The organism is Kutzneria kofuensis, assembly GCF_014203355.1.
GTDB lineage: Bacteria > Actinomycetota > Actinomycetes > Mycobacteriales > Pseudonocardiaceae > Kutzneria > Kutzneria kofuensis.
Window position 1 is genome coordinate 8,192,819 of the sequence record NZ_JACHIR010000001.1, and the last position, 22,225, is coordinate 8,215,043.

The 22,225-nt window shown below is 71.6% G+C and carries 17 protein-coding genes; 15 read left to right on the forward strand and 2 right to left on the reverse strand.

Annotated elements, in window-relative coordinates:
* The first annotated feature begins 1 nt into the window (after position 1).
* From BJ998_RS37275 to BJ998_RS37300, 6 genes are all read left to right on the forward strand, one after another.
* Positions 2–436: an acyl-CoA thioesterase gene (locus BJ998_RS37275; protein WP_184867978.1), complete on the forward strand. Its 435-nt coding sequence runs from the start codon at positions 2–4 to the stop codon at positions 434–436.
* On the forward strand, positions 433–939 hold the full coding sequence (locus BJ998_RS37280; protein WP_376775967.1) for a flavin reductase family protein: 507 nt from the start codon (positions 433–435) through the stop codon (positions 937–939). The genes BJ998_RS37275 and BJ998_RS37280 overlap by 4 nt, the downstream gene beginning before the upstream one ends.
* A 91-nt stretch (positions 940–1,030) precedes the next feature.
* On the forward strand, positions 1,031–1,828 hold the full coding sequence (locus BJ998_RS37285; RefSeq protein WP_184867979.1) for a TIGR03084 family metal-binding protein: 798 nt from the start codon (positions 1,031–1,033) through the stop codon (positions 1,826–1,828).
* Positions 1,829–1,865: 37 nt separating this feature from the next.
* Positions 1,866–2,237, forward strand: a complete 372-nt coding sequence (locus BJ998_RS37290) for a VOC family protein (RefSeq protein ID WP_184867980.1) — start codon at positions 1,866–1,868, stop codon at positions 2,235–2,237.
* Between the two features lie 113 nt (positions 2,238–2,350).
* On the forward strand, positions 2,351–3,415 hold the full coding sequence (locus BJ998_RS37295) for a cobalamin-independent methionine synthase II family protein (protein ID WP_184867981.1): 1,065 nt from the start codon (positions 2,351–2,353) through the stop codon (positions 3,413–3,415).
* A gap of 691 nt (positions 3,416–4,106) precedes the next feature.
* Positions 4,107–5,255, forward strand: a complete 1,149-nt coding sequence (locus tag BJ998_RS37300) for an FGGY family carbohydrate kinase (protein ID WP_184867982.1) — start codon at positions 4,107–4,109, stop codon at positions 5,253–5,255.
* A 5-nt stretch (positions 5,256–5,260) separates the two neighbouring features.
* Here BJ998_RS37300 and BJ998_RS49365 read toward each other — a convergent pair whose 3' ends face one another.
* Positions 5,261–7,837, reverse strand: coding sequence for an ATP-binding protein (locus BJ998_RS49365; protein WP_184867983.1), 2,577 nt, complete (start codon positions 7,835–7,837; stop codon positions 5,261–5,263).
* A gap of 324 nt (positions 7,838–8,161) precedes the next feature.
* On the opposite strand from BJ998_RS49365, the gene BJ998_RS37310 reads away from it, so the two are divergent.
* From BJ998_RS37310 to mycP, 4 genes are all read left to right on the forward strand, one after another.
* Positions 8,162–9,316, forward strand: coding sequence for a substrate-binding domain-containing protein (locus tag BJ998_RS37310; protein ID WP_184867984.1), 1,155 nt, complete (start codon positions 8,162–8,164; stop codon positions 9,314–9,316).
* A 475-nt stretch (positions 9,317–9,791) separates the two neighbouring features.
* Positions 9,792–10,028, forward strand: coding sequence for an MbtH family protein (locus BJ998_RS49640; RefSeq protein WP_184869188.1), 237 nt, complete (start codon positions 9,792–9,794; stop codon positions 10,026–10,028).
* 201 nt (positions 10,029–10,229) lie between these two features.
* Positions 10,230–12,656, forward strand: coding sequence for a hypothetical protein (locus BJ998_RS47995; RefSeq protein ID WP_246488728.1), 2,427 nt, complete (start codon positions 10,230–10,232; stop codon positions 12,654–12,656).
* Complete coding sequence (gene mycP, locus BJ998_RS37320) at positions 12,653–13,867, forward strand: type VII secretion-associated serine protease mycosin (protein WP_312890507.1); 1,215 nt, start codon at positions 12,653–12,655, stop codon at positions 13,865–13,867. The genes BJ998_RS47995 and mycP overlap by 4 nt, the downstream gene beginning before the upstream one ends.
* 66 nt (positions 13,868–13,933) lie before the next feature.
* Here the strand turns inward: mycP and eccCa are convergent, their stop codons facing one another.
* Positions 13,934–17,905 (reverse strand): type VII secretion protein EccCa, encoded by a 3,972-nt coding sequence (eccCa, locus tag BJ998_RS37325; protein ID WP_184867986.1) that lies wholly within the window; start codon positions 17,903–17,905, stop codon positions 13,934–13,936.
* Between the two features lie 183 nt (positions 17,906–18,088).
* Here eccCa and eccD point away from each other — a divergent pair, with 183 nt between their 5' ends.
* The 5 genes from eccD (at position 18,089) to BJ998_RS37350 (ending at position 22,092) form a co-directional block, all read left to right on the forward strand.
* Positions 18,089–19,435 carry a type VII secretion integral membrane protein EccD gene (eccD, locus tag BJ998_RS37330; protein ID WP_184867987.1) on the forward strand — a complete coding sequence of 449 codons (1,347 nt, stop codon included), beginning with the start codon at positions 18,089–18,091 and terminating at the stop codon, positions 19,433–19,435.
* Positions 19,435–20,859 (forward strand): type VII secretion protein EccB, encoded by a 1,425-nt coding sequence (gene eccB, locus BJ998_RS37335; protein ID WP_184867988.1) that lies wholly within the window; start codon positions 19,435–19,437, stop codon positions 20,857–20,859. Before eccD ends, eccB begins: the two co-directional genes overlap by 1 nt.
* 147 nt (positions 20,860–21,006) lie before the next feature.
* Complete coding sequence (locus tag BJ998_RS37340) at positions 21,007–21,303, forward strand: WXG100 family type VII secretion target (RefSeq protein ID WP_184867989.1); 297 nt, start codon at positions 21,007–21,009, stop codon at positions 21,301–21,303.
* A 56-nt stretch (positions 21,304–21,359) separates the two neighbouring features.
* Positions 21,360–21,650 (forward strand): WXG100 family type VII secretion target, encoded by a 291-nt coding sequence (locus tag BJ998_RS37345; protein ID WP_184867990.1) that lies wholly within the window; start codon positions 21,360–21,362, stop codon positions 21,648–21,650.
* A 64-nt stretch (positions 21,651–21,714) separates the two neighbouring features.
* Positions 21,715–22,092: a hypothetical protein gene (locus BJ998_RS37350; RefSeq protein WP_184867991.1), complete on the forward strand. Its 378-nt coding sequence runs from the start codon at positions 21,715–21,717 to the stop codon at positions 22,090–22,092.
* The last annotated feature ends 133 nt before the right edge of the window (positions 22,093–22,225 follow it).

The window sequence follows — 22,225 nt, forward strand, 5'->3', positions numbered from 1 at the left end:
GATGCCCGGGTACTACGAGATCCGACACACCGTCGGCTTCGAGGAGACGAACCTGGTCGGCAACGTCTACTACGTCAACTACCTGCGCTGGCAGGGCCGGTGCCGGGAGATGTTCCTCCGCGACCGGGCCCCCGGCGTGCTGGCCGAGCTGCGCGAGGACCTGAAGCTGTTCACGCTCAAGGTGGAGTGCGAGTTCTACGCCGAGCTGACCGCGTTCGACGAGCTGTCGGTGCGGATGCACCTGGAGGAGCTGACCCAGACCCAGCTCCAGTTCGGCTTCGACTACGTGCGCCTGGACGGGGAGTCGGAACTGCTGGTGGCGCGGGGCCGGCAGCGGATCGCCTGCATGCGCGGGCCGAACACGAACACCGTGCCGACCAGGGTGCCCGAGGAGTTCCGCACCGCGCTCGCGCCGTACGCGGAGACGGCGCGGTGAGCGGCGACGGGGCGTCGCCGCTGCGGGAGGTGATGTCCCGTTTCGCCACCGGCATCACGGTGCTGACGACCGGGGGCGAGCGGTGCCACGGCATGACCGCGAACTCCTTCAACTCCGTGTCGCTGGAACCGCCGCTGGTGCTGTGCTGCGTGGTGCGGACCGCCGTGATGCACGAGGCGATCAGCGTCAGCGGAAGCTTCGGGGTGTCCGTGCTCGCCGCCGACCAGGAGCACCTGGCCCGGTACTTCGCCGACCGGAGCCGGCCGCGCGGCGCTGCCCAGTTCGACTCGGTTCCCTGCCTGCCCGGCCGCTTCACCGGCGCGCCGCTGCTCACCGGGGCGCTGGCCTGGCTGGAGTGCCGGCTGGTCGCTGCCTACGACGGCGGCGACCACTCGATCTTCGTGGGCCAGGTGCTCGGATGCGGGCGGGGTGACGGCGGGGAGGCGCTGCTGTTCTTCGGCGGCGGCTTCCACCAGCTGCTGGCCCGCCCGGCCGAGGCCTGAGTTCGTCCACTGTGGACGGCAAGGGTGAAGAAGACAGCTCCGTCGGCTACGACCATGCTTGGTCCGTCACGACAAAGAGGAGGGCAGTCGCGTGAATCCGACCGAAGTGCTCGCCGATCTCGCCGCGGAGGGCGAGGAGTTCGACCGCCTGCTGACGGCGCTGGCCGAGGACCAGTGGACGCTGCCGACGCCGGCGCCCGGGTGGACCATCGCCCACCAGGTCGCGCACCTGGCCGCGACGTTCCGCATGGCCGGCACCGCGGCCGGCGACCCGGCGGCGTTCATGGCGATGACCGCCGGACTGTCCGCCGACTTCAACGCCAACGTGACGGCCGCCCTGTCCGCTTACCTGCGGGATCCGCACCCGGTGCTGCTGGAGCGGTGGCAGGCCGAACGCGCCGCCGCGATCGCCGCCCTGAGCGCGGTGCCGGCCGGCGAGGTGGTGCCGTGGCTGGTGCGCCCGCTGCCGCCGGGTGTGCTGGCCGGCGCCGGGCTGATGGAGTTGTTCGCACACGGCCAGGATGTCGCCGACGCACTGGGAATCCGGCCCGTGCGCACCGATCGCCTGCGGTTCGTGGTCGAGTTCGCCGTGCGCACCTGGGACTTCGGCTACCAGTCCCGGGGACTGACGCCGCCGGACGTGCAGTTCCGGTTCGAGCTGACCAGTCCGTCCGGCACGCGGTGGGAGTTCGGTCCGGACGGGGCCGAGCAGTGGATCCACGGCCCGGCCGAGGACTTCTGCCTGCTGGTCACGCGGCGCCGGCACCGTGACGACCTGGCGCTCACCGCCGGCGGCGCCGACGCGAACCAGTGGCTGGACCTCGCGCAAGCCTATCGCGGGCCGGCCGGCCCCGGCCGGCAGCCGGGCCAGTTCGCCGCGCGGCACTAGTATCGGCGGTGCCGTAGCCGAGCGACGAGGAGTGCGGATGTTCGCCAACACCAAGGCTTTCAGCGGTTTCGCCGTCGATGACGTGCCCCGTGCCAAGGCCTTCTACCGGGACGTGCTGGGCCTGCCGGTGACCGAGGAGCACGGCATGCTGCACCTGAAGTTGGCCACCGGCGCCGAGATCCTGGTGTACCCGAAGCCCGGTCACGTGCCCGCGTCCTACACGATCCTCAACTTCCCGGTGACGGACATCGAGGCCGCTGTCGACGAACTGGTCGGCCGCGGCGTGGTGTTCCAGCGCTATGCCGGATTCGACCAGGACGATCGAGGGATCTTCCGCGCCGAGGGCCCTTACATCGCTTGGTTCACCGACCCTGCCGGCAATGTGCTGTCGGTGCTCCAGGAACGCTGACCGCCCGTTCGGAGGTGTGGGCACCGCCGGTCGACGTGCCAAGGTTGCGACCACAGGGGGGACGACGACCGTCCTCGTCCGAGAGCTTTCCCGCTGTCGAAAGGGCTTCTGTCGTGCCGATTCCCACCGAACCCATCGGGAGCATCCCTCGACCGGCCGAACTGCTCGCGGTGATGGCCGCGCACGCCGCCGGTCAGGCCGACGACAACGAGCTGGCCCAGGCCCAGGATCAGGCCGTGCGTGACACGATCGGGCGATTCGAGGAGACCGGTTCGCCCGTCGTCTCCGACGGCGAGCAGAGCAAGCCCAGCTTCGCCACCTACCCGATCAGCGGACTGTCGGCGCTGGCGCCGGACGGGGTGGTCATTCCCTTCGCCGACGGGCACCAGCGCCAGCTTCCCGTGCTGACCGGCGGGCCCTTCCGCTACCAGGTCAGCGCCGACACGTTCCTGCGCCGGGCGCGGGAGATCGCGTCGGTTCCGGTGAAGCAGGCCGTGATCGCCCCGTCCGCGCTCAGCCTGCTCTACCCGGCGCAAGGTCTGGACGGGTACTCCCGCGAGGAGTTCGTGCAGGATCTCGTCCGGGAGAGCCAGTCCGAGATCCGCCGCTGCCTCGACGCCGGCGCGGAGAAGGTGCAGCTGGACTTCACCGAGGGCCGGCTGTCGATCAAGCTGGACCCGAGCGGCGAGGTGCTGCGCCAGTTCGTGGAGCTGAACAACCAGGTGCTGGCCGGCTTCTCCGACGAGGAACGAGCCCGCCTCGGCGTGCACACCTGCCCCGGCGGCGACCAGGATTCCACGCACAGCCTCGACGTCGACTACGCCGACCTGCTGCCCACCCTGTTCCAGCTCGAGGTCGGCAACGTGTACGTGCAGCTGGCCAGCGAGGCCGACCCCCGCCGCGTGCTCGAGGTCATCGCCAAGCACATCCGCCCCGACCAGCGCGTCTTCATCGGCGTCATCGATCCGATCGATCCCGTTGCGGAGACGCCCGAGCAGGTTCGCGACCGGGTCCTGCTGGCCGCCGAGCACCTCCCCGTCGACCAGTTCGGCACCTGCGACGACTGCGGCTTCTCGCCCTTCGGCGACGACGTGTCCACCTCCCGCGACCTCGCCTTCGCCAAGATCCGCAGCCGCGTCGAGGGCACGCGCCTCGCCGCCGAGCAGCTCGGCGTCTGAGCCGTGCGGACTCGGCGCGCCTTGCGCCGCGCCGAGTCCGCTGCGGGTCAGCGGTTGGTCGTCGGCCGACGAAGTGGGTCCAGCTCATGTTGCCGGGGTGTTGTGTGTCCCCGTGTAACCGACCGTCCACTGTCGACGCTGTCGGGTGGGCAATGGCAGCGCGCTGCGCTGGCCAGGGCGACCAACCATCTCGACCCCTGGCACCAGATCGACGCCCTGGAGTCGGCGCGGTCGCTCGGTTCACGGTGGTGGCGGCGTTGCATTCGCTGGACCTGCTGCGCGATGTGTGCGGCTTCGACGGATCGGTGGTGGACGATCCCGTGACCGGGGAACCGCGAGTGTTGCTTCGCCCGCGTCGCGATCGGCCCTAGTGGTTCGCTACCTGCGCCGGGTGACCGTCGGCTTGCCCCGGCTGATCGCGTAGCAGAGCTGGCCGAGCAGGATGGGGCCGATGACGACAACCGCCAACGCTCCGTAGCCCGTCATGAGCGGCTCCCTGTCTCGCGGGTTCGGTTTCCCACGAGGGTGTGCCGACTTCGCCCGTTCGGGCTAGCGCCGGCACCAGGTTCCGCGTGGTGATAAGGAGCTTCCGTGGGCTGCGGAGAAGTCGCGCCGAGCCGTCTGCACAACGCGGAGCCGGTTCCGCGATCGTCGGCTGTCGGATCACCGCGGAACGGGTGATCCTTGGGGGGTGTGGGATCGCAGTGATCGGGACTGGGACGGCAGCGCCGCGATCGGGGTCGAGATCGGCGTCGACCGTGTCGCTGCCGTCTCGGTGTCGGACGACTTCACGGTGATCGACACCACCTGCCTGCGTCCTGTCGACGAAATCCACGACATCGCCGGCATCGTCGACCCCGAATCGGTGGTGGACGCGACCTTCGCGGCTGTGCGGCAGGTCGCGCTGGCCTGCGCCGCCCGCGGCTACATGGTCGCGTCCGTCGCCTTCAGCGCGGCAGCGGAGGAAGCGGTCATCGCGGTCGACCCCTGGCTCATGGCGATGACTCCCGCGATCTCCTGCCTGGACAACGCCACCCTCGCCGTGGCGCGCGTGATCGGCGGGACGGCGGGGGACGAGATCCTCGCGTCCACCGGGGTCGCCGTGACGGCGGGGTCCGCCGTCGCCAGGATGGCCTGGTTCGTGGCGCACCACGACGTGCCGGCGTACGCGCGGTGGTGCGGCCTCAAGGACTATGTGGCGTCCCGGTTCTACGGCTCACTGGTCAGCGACGTGTCGACGGCGTCGTCGATGGGCCTGCTCGACCTGGGATCGATGACGTGGTCGGCCGCCGCGCTGCGCCCGGTCGGGCTGCGGCCGGAGCAGTTGCCGCCGCTGGTCGCCTCCGAGCAGATTCTCCCGCTCGACGAGGAGGCCGCGGAGTTGGCCGGTCTCGACCGCAGGACCCCTGTCACGGTCGGGGCCTCGGCCGCCTGCCTGTCCTCGCTCGCCATGGGGCTGTACCGGCCGAGGTCGGTCATGGTCCATCCCGGGCTCGTGGGCCGGCTGTGCTCGCTGCACGGCCGGCCCGGCCGGTCGGTGCCGTCCACGGCGGCGGTCGGCGGCAGTTGGCTGCTGACCGCGGACGGCATCGATTCGCTTCGCGCCGAGGGCGTCGACATCGACGTGATCAGGGTGGCCTCGGACATGCGGCAGTCGCCCGAGGTGGCTGCCGCGATCGCGAACACCCATGGCGTGATCGTGGAGATCTCCGACGTCGCCGAGCCGGCCGCGGTCGGCGCGGCCATGCTCGCCTGGTACGCCCGCGGTGTGCTGCCGGCGTTCGGCGCCACCGCCGACCTGTTCCCGCCCCACACGGTCGTGCGCCCGCGCGGCGGGTGAGGGACTCAGACCTCGAACTCGCCGTTCAGGATCGCCACCGCCAACTCCACCCGGGACCGGTAGCCCGTGCGGGAGAACAGCCGGGACAGCCTGCCCTCGACGCTCTTCTCGCTGGCCCGCAGCACCGTCGCCAACTGCTTGTTGCCCAGGCCCTCGGCCACGAGCACCGCCAGCAGCCGTTCGTTCTCCGCGACCGTGGACTGGCGGCCGGGCACCGCGATGTTGTGTTTGCGCATGAGGGTTCGTGACCACGCGCGCAGCAGCAGGGCGTCGAGACCGCCCAGGATCTCGTAGGCTTCGGTCAGCAGGTGCGGTTCGGCGGCGTCGACCTGGACGACATGCTCGATGGTGGTGACGAGCTGGAGCGGCTCGGAGAGTTCCCGGGCCAGTCGCAGCGCCTCCGCGCCGAACCCGGATCCCGGTTCGAGCGCCGCCCGGATCAGCAGGCGGTAGATCTCCGCCCGGACGGTGCCCAACCCGTCCACCACGGCCTCGGCCCGGTGCAGGCACGAGCGGGCGTCGGCCAGGTCTCCCTCGGCGTGCGCCAGCTTGAACGCGGCGAACCAGAGTTCGTCGGTTCCGGCCAGCACGCCGTCCCGGTCCGCGGTGTCGAGTGCCTCTCGCACCGTGGCGCGAGCGCGCTGGTGCTCGCCCAGCATGGTCGCGATCCACGCCTCGGGGCCGGCCAGCACGTGCGGCAGCACCGGGTGCGTGGACCGGCCGCCGGCCAGCAACTCGCGGGCCCGTGTGATTCGGCCGCGCGCCAGATGGATCACCGCGGCGGCCTGGACCATGGCGACCGCCACCGGCCCGTACCCGAAGGAGGGTCCACGCACGATGCGTGTGCGGGTGAACTCGACGGCGGCGTCGAACCGACCGCGTCGAGCGGCCAGCACCGCCTGCTCGGCCAGCCGCGACCACTCCGGGGGTCGGCTGTCCTCGGCGAGCAGCCGCTCCGCCCCCTGCCGGTCGCCGATGGCCAGCAGCGCCCCCACGTAGTGCGTCATCTGGCGCTGACGACGCCGGTCGTCGGCCCCGCACTCACACAGCGCGGCCAAGCCCCGGTCGAACTGGTCGCGGTCGCCCAGCCACAGGCCCGCCAGCGACCCGAGCACGGTCGCGTGGTGGACGGCCGTGGGACAGCCCCGCCAGACGTGCTCGGTGCCCGCCAGCAGGTCGCGTGCCTGCTGCCACCGTCCCAGCAGGGAGAGCGCCGCGGCCCGGGTGACGACCCGTTCCACCGGACGTCCGGCCCACGGCCACCACTCACCGCACGCGATCTGCTCGGTGGTGGCGAAGTCGCCGGTGGCGTGCAACGCGGTGACGTGCGCCAGGTGCACGTCCTGCAGCAGGTCCGGTGGCAGCTGGTCGGGCAGGTCGTGCAGCAGCGTGTGCGTGGTCTCCAGGCATTCGGCGACCTTGCCCCGGACGGCGCAGACCCCGGCGTGTTCCAGCAGGATCGCGGCCCGCTGCGCGCGGTCCGGGGTCAGGTCGGCGGCCGCCCGCAGCCACGTCTCGACGCGGCCCGCCCCGTTCGTCTCCCGCACCCGGGCGAGCAGTTCGGTCCTGGCTCGCTCGCCGTCGACCATGCGCCCGGCGTTCACCAGTTGGTCCGCCAGGTAGTCCGGGTCCTCGCACCGCGCCCGGCCGTCCCACACCGCCGTCACCGCGGCCTGGGCGAGCCGTCGGCGCTCGTACGGGCCGAGCTGGTCGATCAGCACCGCCTCGACCAGGGGCAGCCGGAAGACCCAGCGTCCCGTCCCGGCCAGGTGCCGCAGGATTCCCTGGGACCGCAACAGATCCAGCGCGGCGTCGACCTCGGACTCGGTCAGCCCGGTCGTCTCGGCGGCCAGCCGCACCGCCGCGTCGCCCAGCGGGTTGAGCACCGCCATCGCCTTGGCCACCGTCCACGCGGCGTTGCCCATCCGCCGCACGTACAACGGCAGCTCATGGTTGTCCGGAAGGGCGGGCGTGACGTCGGGGTGGGCCAGGTACGCGTGTCGGTCCACGACGCGAATGGCGTTGCTGCGCTGGTACGCCTCCAGCGCCGTGGTGAGTGCCTTCGGCCGGTTCCGGGTGAGCCGGCGCAGATGCCGCACGAGTTCCGGGGAGGGCTTCGCGCCGAATCGCTCGCTCATCAGCGCGGCCAGTTCGGCGTCGCCGAGCGGGCGCAGGTGCACGATCTCGGCCAGCCCCTCGTGCACCAGCTGGGACAGCACGGCCTGACCCGCGGACCCCGGCGCCGGGGGAGCGGTCAGCCTGATCGCGCAGACGCAGCGCGCCCGCGTGCCGACGAGCTTGCGGACCAATGACTCCAGCCGACCGAGCGTCTCGCCGTCGACCCATTGCGCGTCGTCCACCAGGAGCGCCGCGTTGTCCTTGGCGAGCAACTCGCTCGCGGCCGGAAGTCGGGGCGCCCCCAGCGGCCCGGGCAGATCGGACGAGTTGCGGGTGAACTGCATCGTCACGACGTGCGCGCCGCGCTCGTGCAGTGCCGCGCGGATCTCGTCCAGAGTGGTGCTCAACCCGATTCCGCAGGGGCCGACCATCGCGATCAGCGGTGGCCCCAGCGGCCGGGTCACCGCGTCGAGAATGCCGTCGACCGTGTGCCCTCGATCGAGTGAACCTTGGCTGTGCACCGTTGCGCTCCAGACGCGTCGAAACAACATGAGATGGCTTCATGTTCGTCCGGCGGGCTCGTCACCTCCTCCGCGGGCGGTCGGCCCATTATGGACTCGTGAGGGATGTCCCTGAAATGTGACGTCATCCGGTCGTGGTTCCGGATCGATCATGCGCCGGCTTCGCCCGGCCGGTCTCAGCGACTTGCGGAATCGTTTCCGTGCATATTGCTTTCCGCACTTGGCACTCCGTTCAATTCGTGGCACACACAGGGAGGTGGCGCGGGCGTGCAGCTCGGCAGGATCGTTCCGCTGGTGGTCGCCGGGCTGCTCGCCTCGGCGTGCACCGGCGGCCCCCAGAACGCCGTCGTGAACCAGGCCGTGACCGAACGGATCGCCTTGGTGCCGCCGGGAATTCACGATGCGCTGGCCGATGCGCGGCGGCGCGTGGCGGACAGCCTCGAAGGTAGGTCCGGGTTCGTGCCGCCCGCGCAGGGACCGCGGGCGCAGCGCAAGGGCGGCACCATCGCCTACGTCGCGGCCGACCTGACCAACGGCGGCGTCACCGCCGTCGGCGCCGCCGTCACCGAAGCCGCCGGCGAGATCGGCTGGCACGTCATGACGCTCGACGGCAAGGGCACCGCCCAGGGGCGTGCCGACGCGCTGGACCGGGCCGTCACGATCCGGCCCGACGGGATCGTGCTCGGCGGGTTCGACGCCACCGAGCAGGCCGCCACCATCAGGCAGGCCGCGGCCCTCGGCATCCCGGTCGTCGGCTGGCACGCGGGTCCGGCCCCGGGGCCCATTCCCGCCGCCGGCGTGTTCGCCAACGTCACCACCGATCCGCTCCAGGTGGCGTGGCTGGCCGCGGCTTACGCGGTGGCCGACTCCAACGGCACTGCCGGCGTGGTGGTGTTGACGGACTCGACGTACCAGGTCGCGGCGCGCAAGGCGGAGGCGATGCGGGCATACCTCGGCCTGTGCTCGGGTTGCGCCGTGCTGTCCGCCGAGGACTCCCCGATCGGGGACGCCGACATCAGTATGACCGGGCTGGTTTCCTCGCTGCTGCGGCGTGACGGCAGCAGGCTCGGTTACCTGCTGGCGGTCAACGGCAACTACTTCGGAGCCGCCAAGCCGGAACTGAACAACGCGGGCAAGCCGGCGGCCGGTCCGCCCGTGGCGGTGGCGGCCGGCGACGGCGACGCGGCGGAGTTCCAGCGCGTCCGGGACGGCGACCACCAGGCCGCGACCGTGGCCGAACCGTTGGTGCTGCAGGGTTGGCAGGTGGTCGACGAGCTCAACCGCGCCCTCGCCGGCCGCCCGTCGTCCGGGTTCGTCGCCACGCCGGCGCTGATCACCCGCCGGAACGTGCCCGCGGGCGACGTCTTCGACCCGCCGTCGGGCTACCGGGACGTCTACCGGAAGATGTGGAACGGCTCATGACCCGATGCTGGAGCCGGTAAGACCGGCTCCAGCACCTCGGGTGGCCGGCTCGGGATCCGTCGGGGGTGGACTCCGAACCGGCGTGTGCGGTCGTCGCACTGCCCGATCGTAGCGTCCCGTTGTCGCCGTCGATCGGCAGATCCGCCTGATGACGAACGGGTTCCGCGTCGTGCTGAGCAATCCTCGGAACAGTCAGTGTAGGAGAACCCCGGATGACCGCCACCGAGGGATTCCCCTGGCTGCACAGGGCTCAGCGAGCACGGCCGTCCACTGTGGGCACGCGGCGACGTGATGGGCACGTGGTCGACGTTCTTCCGCCCACCCGGCAGCCCGGGCCCGATGCGAGCTGTACCTTGCCGGCGCCGGCCTGGCGCGGGGATATGCCGGGCAGCCCGGCCTCACCGCGGGCCGCTTCGTCGCCAATCCGTTCGGCCCGCTCGGTTCCCGGCTGTTCCGCACCGGCGACCGGGTGCGGATGCGGTGGGACGGCCAGCTGGAACGCCTCGGGGTCGACACGAGCGCCAATCCGTTCGACGACGACGCCCGCCACCATCTGGTGCTGGTCAACGACGAGGACCAGCACTCGCTGTGGCCGTGCGTCGCCGAGGCGCCGGCGGGGTGGGCCGTGGTGCACGGGCCGGCCAGCCGTGCGGAGTGCCTCGCCTACGTCGAGCAGAACTGGACGGACATCCGTCCACGCAGCCTGCGCTGAATGCCGTCCGCACAACGCGGACGCCGTTCAGCGTCCCAAGGAAGGCTCACGTGAGGGACATCCCTGAGATGGGCGCCGGCCCGGCTTCGCGGGCCGTGCCGTAGCGCGATCGAGTGATATCGATGCTGTGCCGGAGAACTTCCTCCACATGGCGGGTGAACGGGAGGACGTGCAGTGGTAGCACCAGTGGTCGGCACACCGATGCCACGGCCACCGCAGGGCGGGGGCGAGGGCCTGGTCGTGGAGTGGTGTGGGCCGCACGCTCTGATCCGGCGTTGTGACGAGACGGCGAGCGAGGCTCGGATTCTCGGTTCGCTGCCGCATCTGCCCGGCACCGTCGTGATCATGGCGTCGGCGGTGGCGCAGCCGCATGCCGACCTGTGCGACGCGGTCCGCGCGTGCCTGCTCGCCGTGCGGTCCTGGCCCCGTGAGTCCGTTCCCCGCGCGGCCTGGCTCGCCGTCCCCGGGCTGGGCAACCCGGTGGGACAGGCGGTGAACTGGCTGTGCGGTCTCGCGGCCGAGTTCGGGATGGACATCCTCGCGCCGCACGGCATGTGCGCCGCCGCGTTCGGCGCGGGCATCTACGTCGGCCCGACCAGCGGCGGGCAGGGGTGGCGGCGGTTCGGCCCGGCGGGCGCCGGGGACCTGGTCACCACCCGTTTCCCGATGCCGTCCTGGGAGTACCTGCTGCCCTACGCCCCGGTCCAGGTCGCCGACCTGGTCGCAGACCCCGTGCCGGCCGGGTTGTCGGTCCGCCCGGCCGGCACGGCGCCATCGGGCCCGTCCGACGCCGCCAGCCACGTGCCGATGAGCGGGGCCGTCCCGAAGCTCATCGTGGGCGGCGCGGACGCGCCGCCGCACCCGGCGGCGGTCGCCGAGATCATCATGCGGCTGCCGCTGCAGGTGCGCACGCAGCTGCTCCTCGTGCCGACCACCGTGGCGGCGGCCGGTCACGAGTGGATCGGGGAACTGGTCCGACACATCGGGCACGAGATCGCCGTGTCCGCCGGCACCCAGCTCATGACCAGGGCGGGTCGTGTCCGCACGGTGGTGCTCGGCGACAACGGCGAGGAGCTGCTGGCGCCGTTCGCCACCCTGCTGCGCTACTCGCCGGACGTCGAGCGGCCGGAGGTGCTCGACGTCGTTCCGCCGCCCGGCGGCTGGGTGCAGTGCGGCGGCCGGCACTACCAGCACGTCGAGGACCGCTACCGGCTCCGGCCGGGCGGACCGGAGGTGATCGCGGAGGTCGTTCCCGGCGGGCTGGTCGTCCGTCAGGGCGACGGCCACGGCCCGTCACTGCCGTTCGATCCCACGGGCTGGACCCTTGCGCTCGGCACGCCCGGCGAGGCGGTCGGCGTCTCGCTGCTGCCCGCGCTGCAGAGCCTGCTGGACGGGCTGACCGACCTCCAGCGGCGAACCGTCCGGCTCCGGCTGCTCGGCCTGGCCGGTCCCGCCGTCCGCGACGGGCTGGAGCGGATCGTCCGCGTCGCCGGTGTGCGCCTGGAGGAATCGCTGCCCGCCGCATCTCCTGCCCCCGTGTCCCCGCCCCCACCACCCGAGATGTCGTCTTCGCCTCCCGCCCCGCCGTCGCTACCGGTGCCGCCGACGATGCCTGTGATCACGGTGTCCAGCCCCGACCGCCCGCAGCCGAAGCCGCTCGCACCGCCACCGGCGGAGCCGACATGGCCGCGCGCGGAGGAGGCACCCGAGCCAGCTTCCGCCGCACCGCCGGAACCCGCGCCCAAGCCCGAACCGGCCGTGCCGACGCCCGCACGCCTTCCCTGGAGCGTGCGCGGACGGATACAGCTGGAGGATCGGCCGAGTACACCGGCCGAACAGGCTCGCCTCAGCGCCAGCGGCGGCACGCAGTACACCGAGGCTCTCGCCATGGTGAACGTGGCCCTCTCGGCGTGGCCGATGCTGCGGCCGGAGGCGAAGGCCGACTACATCGCGGTCTGCATGTACCTGGGCTACGGCGAGGGCGGCGCGGTCGCCCTCAACGAAACGCTCGGCACCGGCGGCCCGGCGCCGTTCGACGGCTATCTGCCGTGCCTCACGTCCGGGCTGCGGCGGCTGCCGACGCACCGGCGCGTGGTGCTGCGCCAGGAGAAGCTCGAAGACGGCGACGAATGCCCCTACGCGGCCGGCACCGTGCTCGACGAGCCCGCGTTCCTCAGCGCCAGCGCGGCGCTCGACATCACGACTCCCGAGGCCGGCCTGGACGTGCTGATCTGGCCGCTCTCGGCGCGACGCACGACCGAGCTGGTGATGGGGCGCGCGGTGGACGAGACGGTGTTCCCGGCCGGCCGCCGGTTCAAGGCGCTCGCCGTGCTGACCTCCGACGCCGAACCCGGTGAGGACGTCGACGAGGTGCGGGCGCCGAAAACCGCCGTGCTGGTCCGGGAACTGGTTCCCGGCGAGGAGCCCAAGTCCCCGGAGGCCCTCGCCCGTGACGAAGCCGCGCTGTCGCGGCTGGAACGCGCATGGCAGGCGCGGCAGGAGGCGGAGCTGCGGGTGGTCGAGGACCCCGACCTGGTGGCCCGCCTGACCATCCCGATGACGGTGGCCGCCGACACCGGCGTCACTCCGGGCGCGGAGTTCGGCGGCACGGTCGGAGTGGCGTCGTGAGCCGCTGGTCGCGCGCGGCGCCCGTGCTCGGCGCGGTGGCGTTCCTGGTGGTCGCGCCGCCGCAGGCGTTCGCGGACTCGGTGCCGAACCTGCCGTCCGGCGACAAGTGCCTGCCGCCGCCGGTGGCGAGTGCCGGCACCGTGCCCTGGGCCCAGCAGTTGCTTGCGCCACAACGGGTGTGGCCGCTCACCCGTGGCGCCGGAGTGACCGTGGCGGTGGTGGACACCGGCGTGGACGGCTCCGCCCCCCAACTGGCCGGGCGGGTGCTGCCGGGACGCGACGTGCACAACCCGGGCAACCACCGCGCCGACAACGACTGTTTCGGCCACGGCACCTTCGTCGCGGGCATCATCGCCGCGGCGCCCGCTGCCGGCACGATGTTCGCCGGGGTTGCTCCCGATGCGACCGTCCTGCCGATCCGGGTGATCGAGAACGCCAGCGACACCTCGGCCGACACGCTGGCCACCGGCATCCGCGCCGCGGTCGACGCCGGCGCGCGCGTCATCAACGTGTCGGCCAGCACCCAGGCCCCCGACCCGAACATCGATGCCGCGGTGGCCTATGCGGCTTCGCGGGACGTGCTGATCATCGCTTCAGCCGGCAACGACGCGCAGCAGGGCAACCCCACTCCCTACCCGGCCTCGAACCCGTCGGTACTCGCGGTCGGGGCGATCGACCAGACGGGCAAGCGCGCCTCCTTCTCCCAGACCGGCGGCTACATGGGGTTGACCGCGCCCGGGGTCGACGTGTGCAGCTTGGGGCCCGGCGGACCGGGGCAGTGGCAGGCCAGCGGAACCAGCTACGCGGCGCCGTTCGTGAGCGGGGTCGCCGCGCTCGTGCGCGCCTACCACCCGACGCTGACCGCCCCACAGGTGCTGCACCGGTTGGAGGCCACAGCGGACCGGCCGCCGGCGAACGCGCCCGATCCGGGTTTCGGCTGGGGCACGGTGAATCCGCTCGCGGCCGTGACGGCGATCCTGCCGGAGGAGGGGCCGCTGGGCGCGGTGGCCGCCGCGGCGCCGCCGCCCGCGCCGGCCCCGCGTCCGATCGTGCCGGACGAGATCACCGGCCTGCTGGTGACGCTCAGCGTGCTCGGCACGGCGCTGGTGGCAGCGGCGGTGTGCCTGGCCGTGCGGCTGGTCCCCAGCGGAATGCGCCGTCGGTGGCGGCCGGCCCGCCGCGTGGCGGTGGTCTCGACCGAGGAATTCTGACCTCGTCACCGAACGACAACGGCCGGCCGCCGAGGGAAAACCTCGACGGCCGGCCATTGTGGACGGTCAGTCCCGCACGAGCGGGGTCTGCACCAGGTTCACCGACCGGCGCCGGTTGACGTACTGCGCCCGACCCACCGGTAGCGTCCTCGGCCGCACGTTGCCGATGAACACGCCCTCGTCCTTGGGGCAGGAGAACATCATCACCGCGCTGCCCAGCTCCCACAGCCGGCGCACCACCGGGTTCATCATCGCACGGCCGGCGTTCGCGGTGCTGCGGGCCATGACCAGGTGCAGCCCGACATCGGCGCCCTGCGGCAGCAGCGGCAGCAGCGGCTCCAGCGGATCGTTGTAGCCGCCGGTCTCGGTCAGCTCGAAGTCGTCGATCAGGATGAACAGGCGACCGCCGGTCCACCAGTCGCGCTTGCGCAGCCGGCTCGGGGAGATCTCCGGGCCCGGCACCCGGCTCTGCAGCAGCTCCGCCACCTCCCGGATCGACTCGGTCAACCCTTCGCTGCTGACCGTGTAGTTGATCTGGTTGTCCTGGGGAACGGCGTCGTGCAGCTCACGGCGGAAGTCCACGAACATCACGCGGCCCTCGTCGGGACCGTAGTGGGCGGCCACCGAGGTGGCGATGTGCCGCAACAAGTTCGTCTTCCCGCACTCGGCGTCGCCGAAGACCAGCAGGTGCGGGTTGACGTCGAAGTCGTGCCACTGCGGGTTCAGGCCGACGTCCTCGATGCCCAGCGCCATCGTCAGGTCCAGCTCCGGCGTGGCGGCGGTGGGCGGAGGCAGTTCGCCGACCCGCAGTTCGGCCGGCAGCAGCCGCACCTTCGGCGCGCGGGGCGCCGAGGGCAGGTCGAGCGACTCCGCCAACTCGGCGGTCGCCTCGGCCACGTCGTCGGTGGTGCTCGTCCCGTCGATGCGGGGCAGCGCGGTCAGGAAGTGCATCCGGTCGGTGGTGATGCCCCGGCCCGGGATCGCCGGCACGGTGGCCGCGAGCCTGCTGTTGACCTCCGACTCGAGCGGGTCGCCCAGCCGCAGCTCGAACCGGGTGCCCAGGACGTCGCGCAGCCACGGCCGCATCTCCGACCACCGGTTGGTGCCGACGACCAGGTGGATGCCGAAGCCGAGGCCGCGGGCGGCGAGCTCGCTGAACCGGTCCTCCAGCTCCTCGTAGTCCTGCCGGACCGTGTACCAGCCGTCCACGACGAGGAACACGTCGCCGTACGGGTCGACGTCGGTGAACATGCCCTGACGCCGCGCCCGGCGGTAGCTGCTCATCGAGTCGATGTTGTGCTGCGCGAACAGTTGTTCGCGTCGCTCCAACAGGTTGCACATCTCCAGCACCGTGCGGGTGACCCGGTCGCGGTCCAGCCGGCTGGCCAGACTGCCCATGTGCGGCAGTTTCGCCAGCGCGCTGAGCGTTCCGCCGAAGTCCAGGCAGTAGAACTGGACCTCGGCGGCGGTGTGCGTCAACGCGAGCGCGCTGATCAGTGTGCGCAGCAGCGTGCTCTTGCCGCTCTGCGGACCGCCGGTGATGCCGACGTTGCCCCTGGCCCCGGCCAGTTCGGCGACCAGCAGGTCACGCCGCTGCAGCGCCGGCAGGTCGATCAGGCCGACCGGAACCGACAGCGTCGAGGTGTCGTAGTCGCCGACCGGGCGGGGGCCCAGCTCGGGGTGGTCCACCAGCGGTGGCAGCAGCTGGTCGAGTGTGGCCGGCCGCTTCAGCGGCGGGAGCCACACCTGGTGCGCCACCGGCCCGATGCCGCGCAGCCGTCCGATCAGGACCTCCAGCATGGTCGAGGTTGCCTCGGCCGGCTGTGCGGTCTCCTCCTCCGTTGGTTCCCGCACCGCCTGCGGCGCGACGTACTCGGTGCCGAAGGCGACCAGGGCCTGTTCCACCTCGGCCCGCCGCAGCCGCTTCGCGACGGGCGCCCGGTACGGCCCGGAACTGTAGGCGCCCTTGAACCGGATCAGCGTCTGCGTGTCCGGCCGCAGGAAGCCGTTGCCGGGGCTGTTGGGCAGCTCGTACGCGTCGGGCACGCCGAGCACGCTGCGGCTCTCCATGGCCGAGAAGGTGCGCAGGCCGATCCGGTAGGACAGGTGGCTCTCGATCTTGCTGATCCGCCCCTCGTCGAGCCGCTGGCTGGCCAGCAGCAGGTGCACGCCGAGGCTTCGGCCGAGCCGCCCGATCATGGCGAACACGTCGACGAACTCCGGCTTGCTGGCCAGCATCTCGCTGAACTCGTCCACCACGATGAACAGCGCGGGCATCGGCTCCAGCGGTGCGCCCTGCGCGCGGGCGGCCTCGTAGTCGCGGCGGGACGCGTAGTTCCCGGCCGCGCGCAGCAGCTCCTGCCGGCGGTTGAGCTCGCCGGCCAGCGCGTCCTGCATGCGGTCGACCAGCTCCAGCTCGTCGGCCAGGTTGGTGATGACCGCCGACGTGTGCGGCAGCTCGTCGAAGCCGAGGAACGCCGCACCGCCCTTGAAGTCGACCAGCACCAGGTTGAGTTCCTCGGACGAATGCGTCGCCGCCATGGCCAACACCAGCGTCCGCAGCAGCTCGCTCTTGCCGGACCCGGTAGCCCCGATGAGCAGCCCGTGCGGCCCCATGCCGCCCTCGGCCGACTCCTTGATGTCCAGCTCGATCGGCGTTCCCGTGGACGTCATGCCGATCGGCACCCGCAGCCGCCGGCGGGCGCTGGACCTGGACCGCCGGTAGGAGACCGGGTCGAACGTGCGCAGGTCGCCGAGACCGAGCAGGGTGGGCAGCTCGTAGTCGCTGGCCAGTGGCTCCTCGTTGTCCTGCGCCTCGCCGACGCGATAGCGGGCCAGCAGCCGGGCCAGCGCGTCGGCGCCCTGCAGGCTGAGCGAGTCCGCCCGGCACAGCGGAGTCGGGGACGGCTTGCCGAGCCGGTCGAACGCGACGGTGCTGAGCTGCCCGTCGGCCACCTGCAGGTGCAACGTGTGCGGGCGCTGCTGCCAGGACAACGCGCCGGACAGGTCGATGACGATCGTGTTGCGGTAGGACTCCTCGCCGACACGGTGGTCCGCGGGCAGCGAGACACCGTCGATCACCAGCACCACGAACGGCTCGTTGGCGCTGACCGGGCTGTCCGGTTCGAACGGGGGACGGCCGGTGAACTCGACGCCGCCGAGCAGTTTCTCCAACTCGGTGATGCTGTCGGCGACCAGCCGCCGAGCGCCGGTCGCGTCCCGGCTGTCCAGGTCCTGGGTGTGCGGCAGCCACTTCACCCAGTCCCAGTGCGCACGCGACTCCTCGTTCACGCACACCGCGATGCGCGCCTCACCGGGGCTGTGCGCGGTGGCGAGCTGGGCCAGCATCGCCCGGACCAGGCCGCGCACCTGCTCCGGGTAGCCCTGCAGCTGCAACCGGGCGAAACCGCGCAGGTAGGCCGCGATGGGGGCGTTGTCCAGCGTGGAGTACGCGCGGATGAACCGGCGCAGCGCGTGGGCGCACAGCGGTTCGAGGTCCTCCAGCGGCTTGGAGTCGGGCGGCAGCAGCTTCGTCGAGCCGCGCTGCCGGCCCAGCCCGATCCGGACCTCGCCGAAGTCCTCGTGCATGGGGCGGCGCTCCCACAGCCGGTAACCCATCGCCATCGACCACAGCGACCGCGGGTCGGGGTGCACCCACAGGGCGGCCTTGTGCTGCTGGGACAGGGCGGAGCGCATCCGGGCCCGCAGCTGCCCGAGGTAGCGGACGTAGTCCCGGCGGTCGCCGTGCAGCTTCTCCTTGTGGTCCACCCCCGACCGCAGCAGCTGGGCCACGAGCATGCCGACGGCGGCGACGAGCATCAGCCCGCCGCCCACGTAGGCCAGCGCGCCGGAGCCGGGGCGGACGAACATCAGCACCATCGCCAGCGAGCTCAGGCCCATCGGCGCGTACATCAGGATCGCCGAGACCCCGCCGCCCGTGGTCTCCGGCACCGCGGGCGGCGGCTGCAGCTCGATCTCGTCGTTGGGCGCGGTCGGCCCGGGCCGCCGCGCCTTTCGCGTGAACACCTCGGTGGCCACTCGGACTCTCCTTTGGTGAAGGGTTTCCCTGGACCTGTCCCGCCGGCCGCCGCCGAGCGCTGGGCTCGGGGCGGCCGCGGCCTAGGTTCCGCAGCACGGCTTGTCGCTCGCCAGGAAGAATCCGGTGCACACATGGAAGAACGCACGCAGCATCGCATAAAAGTGCCGACAAGGCTACGGTTCGTGCTCGGTGACAAGGCGGTGGACGTCGCGCTGCCGGACGACGTGCAGCTGGTCGATCTGCTGCCGTCGATCCTGGCCCAGTTCGGAAAGGATCGGATCGAGGAGAGCGTCGATCACGAGGGGTGGGTGGCGCAGCGGCTGGGCGAGCCGCCGTTGGACGAGGATCGCTCGCCTGCCGAGCTGAACCTGGTCGACGGCGACACCGTCTACCTGCGACCCCGGGGCGAGGAGATGGCCCCGCTGGACTACGACGACCTGGTGGACGGAGTGGCCGAGCGCGTCCGGGCCGACGCCGGCCGGTGGTCGCCCGACCGTACCAGGTGGATGCTGCGCGTCGCGGCCGCCGCGGCGTTGCTGACGGCGCCGGTGGTCCTGCTGGTCGGACCGCACGCGGAGCCGTTCTGGCCACTGCCCTTCGTACTGGCGCTGGCGATGGTGGTCGGGGCGGCGGGACTGGCCCGGGCCAAGGGAAAAGTGGTCGATGCCACGCTGCTCGCGGTGATCGCGCTCGGCTACGCCGGCGTGGCCGGCTGGCTCGGGGCTCGGGCGTTGGACTCGGCCGGCCCGGTGGCGATCCGCATCGTCTGCGCGGTCGCCGGCACGATTCTGGTTGTCGTGCTGGCGCTCGTCGCGGTCGCCGACTCCGTCCTCGTCTTCATCCCCGTGCTCGTGTTCGCGGTGTTGCTGCTCGTGCCGGCGGTGATCTGGGCATCGTCCGGCCTTGCCCGCCACGAGGCGGCGGCGATCGGGATCGCGGTGAACCTGGTGCTGAGCCTGTTCGCGCCCGGCACCGCGTTCCGCCTCGGCGGCCTGCGGTTGCCCATGCTGCCCACCGAGTCCCACGAGGTGCGGGAGGACATCGAACCGGTGCCGCACCAGGTGGTGCTCGACCGCAGTGCAGTGGTGTTCGGGTACCTCAAGGCGCTGTACCTCGGTTACGGCGGCGCTCAGGCGGTGTTGCTCGTCGCACTGACCGTCGCGGGTGGACAGTGGCCGCTGATCCTCGCCGGTGTCTGCGCGCTCCTGCTGTTCCTACGGTCCCGCCACCTGAACGGGGTCGTGCCGAGGTCGGCCGTGCTTGCTCCGGCCGCCTGCACCGTGCTGGCCGTCGCGCTGCGACTGGCCTTCGGCGGCGACCCGGTGTACCGCGTGCTGGCGGTGCTCACGCCACTGGTGGCGGTCGGGGCCATGCTGCTCGTGCTCAGCACAGTGTTGCCGGGTAAGCGGTTGCGGCCGTACTGGGGACGCGCCGTCGACATCCTCGAGTACGCCACCGCGATCGCCGTGCTGCCGGTGCTGCTCGCGGTGCTCGACGTGTACGCCTGGGTTCGGGGGTTGAGCGGCTGATGCAGTCCCGGAGGGATCAGGTCCAGGCCTACTTCTTCGTCGTGGGCCGGCTGGTCGCCGGCCTCATGCACGGCAAGCCGGATGTGCCCGAGCACCCGAACAAGCGTTTCAACGGCGGCACCTTCCTCGGCGTCCTGCTCGCCGGCCTGCTGGTGGCCTGCTTCGGCATTTTCGGCATGCTCTTCCCCAGTGGCAACAACTCCTGGCGGACACCGGGCACGGTGGTGCTGGAGAAGGACACCGGCGCGCGTTACCTCTACACCGACGGCCAGTTGCGTCCCGCGCTGAACTTGGCCTCGGCGTTGCTGGCGGCGGGCGACAGCTCGAAGCTCGTCACGGTCGGTCGGGACTCGCTGACCGGGGTGCCGGTCGGTGCGCCGATCGGCATTGCCGGGGCGCCGGACGGGTTGCCAGGGGCGGACCAGCTCAACACGACACCCTGGACCGTGTGCGCGAAGCCGGCGGACCCACAGGCCGTGGCCAGCGCGCCCACCGTGACGCTGCGGCTGGACCAGACCGGCGGGATGCCGACGCCGCCCGACCAGGCTCTGCTGGTGTCCACTCCGGACGGTGCGGACTACCTGGTGTGGCGGGGGAGCCGGCTCCATATCGCGGACCCGACAGCGCTGGAGGCGTTGGGCTACAACGCCGACCCACCCCTGCGGGTGTCTCCCGCCTGGTTGAACGTGCTGCCCGTCGGGCGTGACCTGAAGGCGCCGGCGATCGCCGACATCGGGCAGCCCGGGGCCGTCGTCGCCGGGAAGACCGGCCACATCGGACAGTTGTTCGAACTGCGCAATCCGGCGACCGGTTCGCACGAGCTCTACGTCCTGCAGGGCGGCGGCCTGACGCCGGTCAGCCGGACCGTCGCCGCCATGCTGCTGGCCGATCCCGGCACGAAAAACGCCTACCCCGACGCTTCGGTGCGGCCGATCGAGATCGGACCGGGCGATGTGGCCGGCGTGCCCATGCTCAACGGCGACGCGCTGTCCTCCGGCTTGCCGGGCAGTCCGCCCGCACTGACCGATCCCGGCGCGACGAGCGAACCCTGCCTGCGGTTCAGCCCCCAGCTGGACGCCGGGCGGACCGCCACTCTGCTGATGCTGCCACGCGCCGCCGAGACGGTCGCCATGCCTCCCTCCGGCCGCCACGTCGAGGGCGCGACGGCCGACCAGGTGGTGATCCCGGTGGGCAGCGGGGCCCTCGTGCGGTCGCTGCCGACACCCGACGCGACGCCCGGCACCGAGTATCTGATCACGGATCTGGGCGTGAAGTACCCGTTCGCGGACGACTCGGATGTCGGCGCGCTGGGCTACTCGTCGGTGGCCGCTGTGGGCGTGTCGCCGGCACTGCTCGCCCTGCTCCCGACCGGCCCGGCTCTGACCCAGGCGGCCGCGCTGACCAGCCAGATGGTCGGGCGGTGACCCTCATGAGGGAAATTCCCGGACTTCGCCCCCGGGACGCTCCAGAGGCGAGTGGGGCTCTGTTTCCGCCCTCTAATTGAACCGCGGCCGCTCCGGCTCGACCACGTGACGGCCTTGAAGAGAAACCATCCAGGAGGTACCACCGTCATGGCTGGCAACACCACTCAGCTTACCCCCAACGATGTCACCGACATCGCCAACAAGCACCTCAACCTGGCCAACGAGATCACGAGCGACCAGCGGACCCTGTCGTCCAACATCCAGAACATGACCTCGGTCAACAAGGGCGCGATGATGACCGCCCTGACTCCGGTCTACGAGGACTGGAACGCCAAGATGACCGACATCGTGCAGCAGCTGCACACCATGGCGACGAACCTGCGCACGGTCGCCAACGACCTGCAGGCCCACGACGAGTCGAACGCCGCCGGCGTCGGCCGCTGAGCCGGTCTCGAGTCCACTTCACCATCCGACGTCCCACTCTCAGACAGGAGCTAACAGTGAGCGGTGTCATCAACTACGACTACGGCTCGATCGACACCGGCGTGTCGCAGATGAAGGCATTCAACGCCCAGGTGGAGCAGAAGATCTCTGCTCTCAAGAGCCAGGTGCAGGGCCTGCTCCAGGAGTTCAAGGGCGCGGCGTCCTCGTCGTACGACACCTGCGCCCAGCGGATCTCGCAGGACCTGAACCAGAGCAACGAGCGCCTCAACCACCTGGGCGGCAACGTCTCCAAGGGCGCGAGCAACTTCCAGTCCGCCGACGCCGCGAACGCGCGCCGGTTCGCCTGAGTCGATCGGGTGCCGGGCGGTCCGCGCCCGGCACCCGATCGGCAGTCACGGAAAGGCCGCACTCATGGTCAACAATCGCACGTACATCGACCCGGAGGGCATGCGCGGGAGCGCAACCCACATCGGCGGGCTGGTCGACGATCTCACCCCGTTCCACGCGGTGAGCGCGATCCAGACGAAGTCGGGCAACTTTCCCGCCGCCCACTGGCTGGACGGCGTCATCGCCCAGCGTGGTCAGGGGACGTTCCAGCACGGCCAGGGTCTTCACCTGGTCTGCCACGACATCAACGACGGCCTACACGGTGTCGTCGACACCTTCGAACAGACCGACGACTCCAACGCCGACGGCCTCGACCGCAGCGTCTTCCACGAGGTGAACGCCACCAGGCTGAAGTCGTGGCAGGACACGCAGGAATCGGCCGACGTGAACCGTGACGCCTGACCGGTGAACCGGACGGCGACGACGGGCACGCGGTGCCACGAGACCGACAAGGAGGCGTTCCCGGGCTGATGTGGCTGCCGGTGCGCGAGGCACTGGCAGTCACCTGAGTTCGTGAACGGGCCGGCAACTTTCC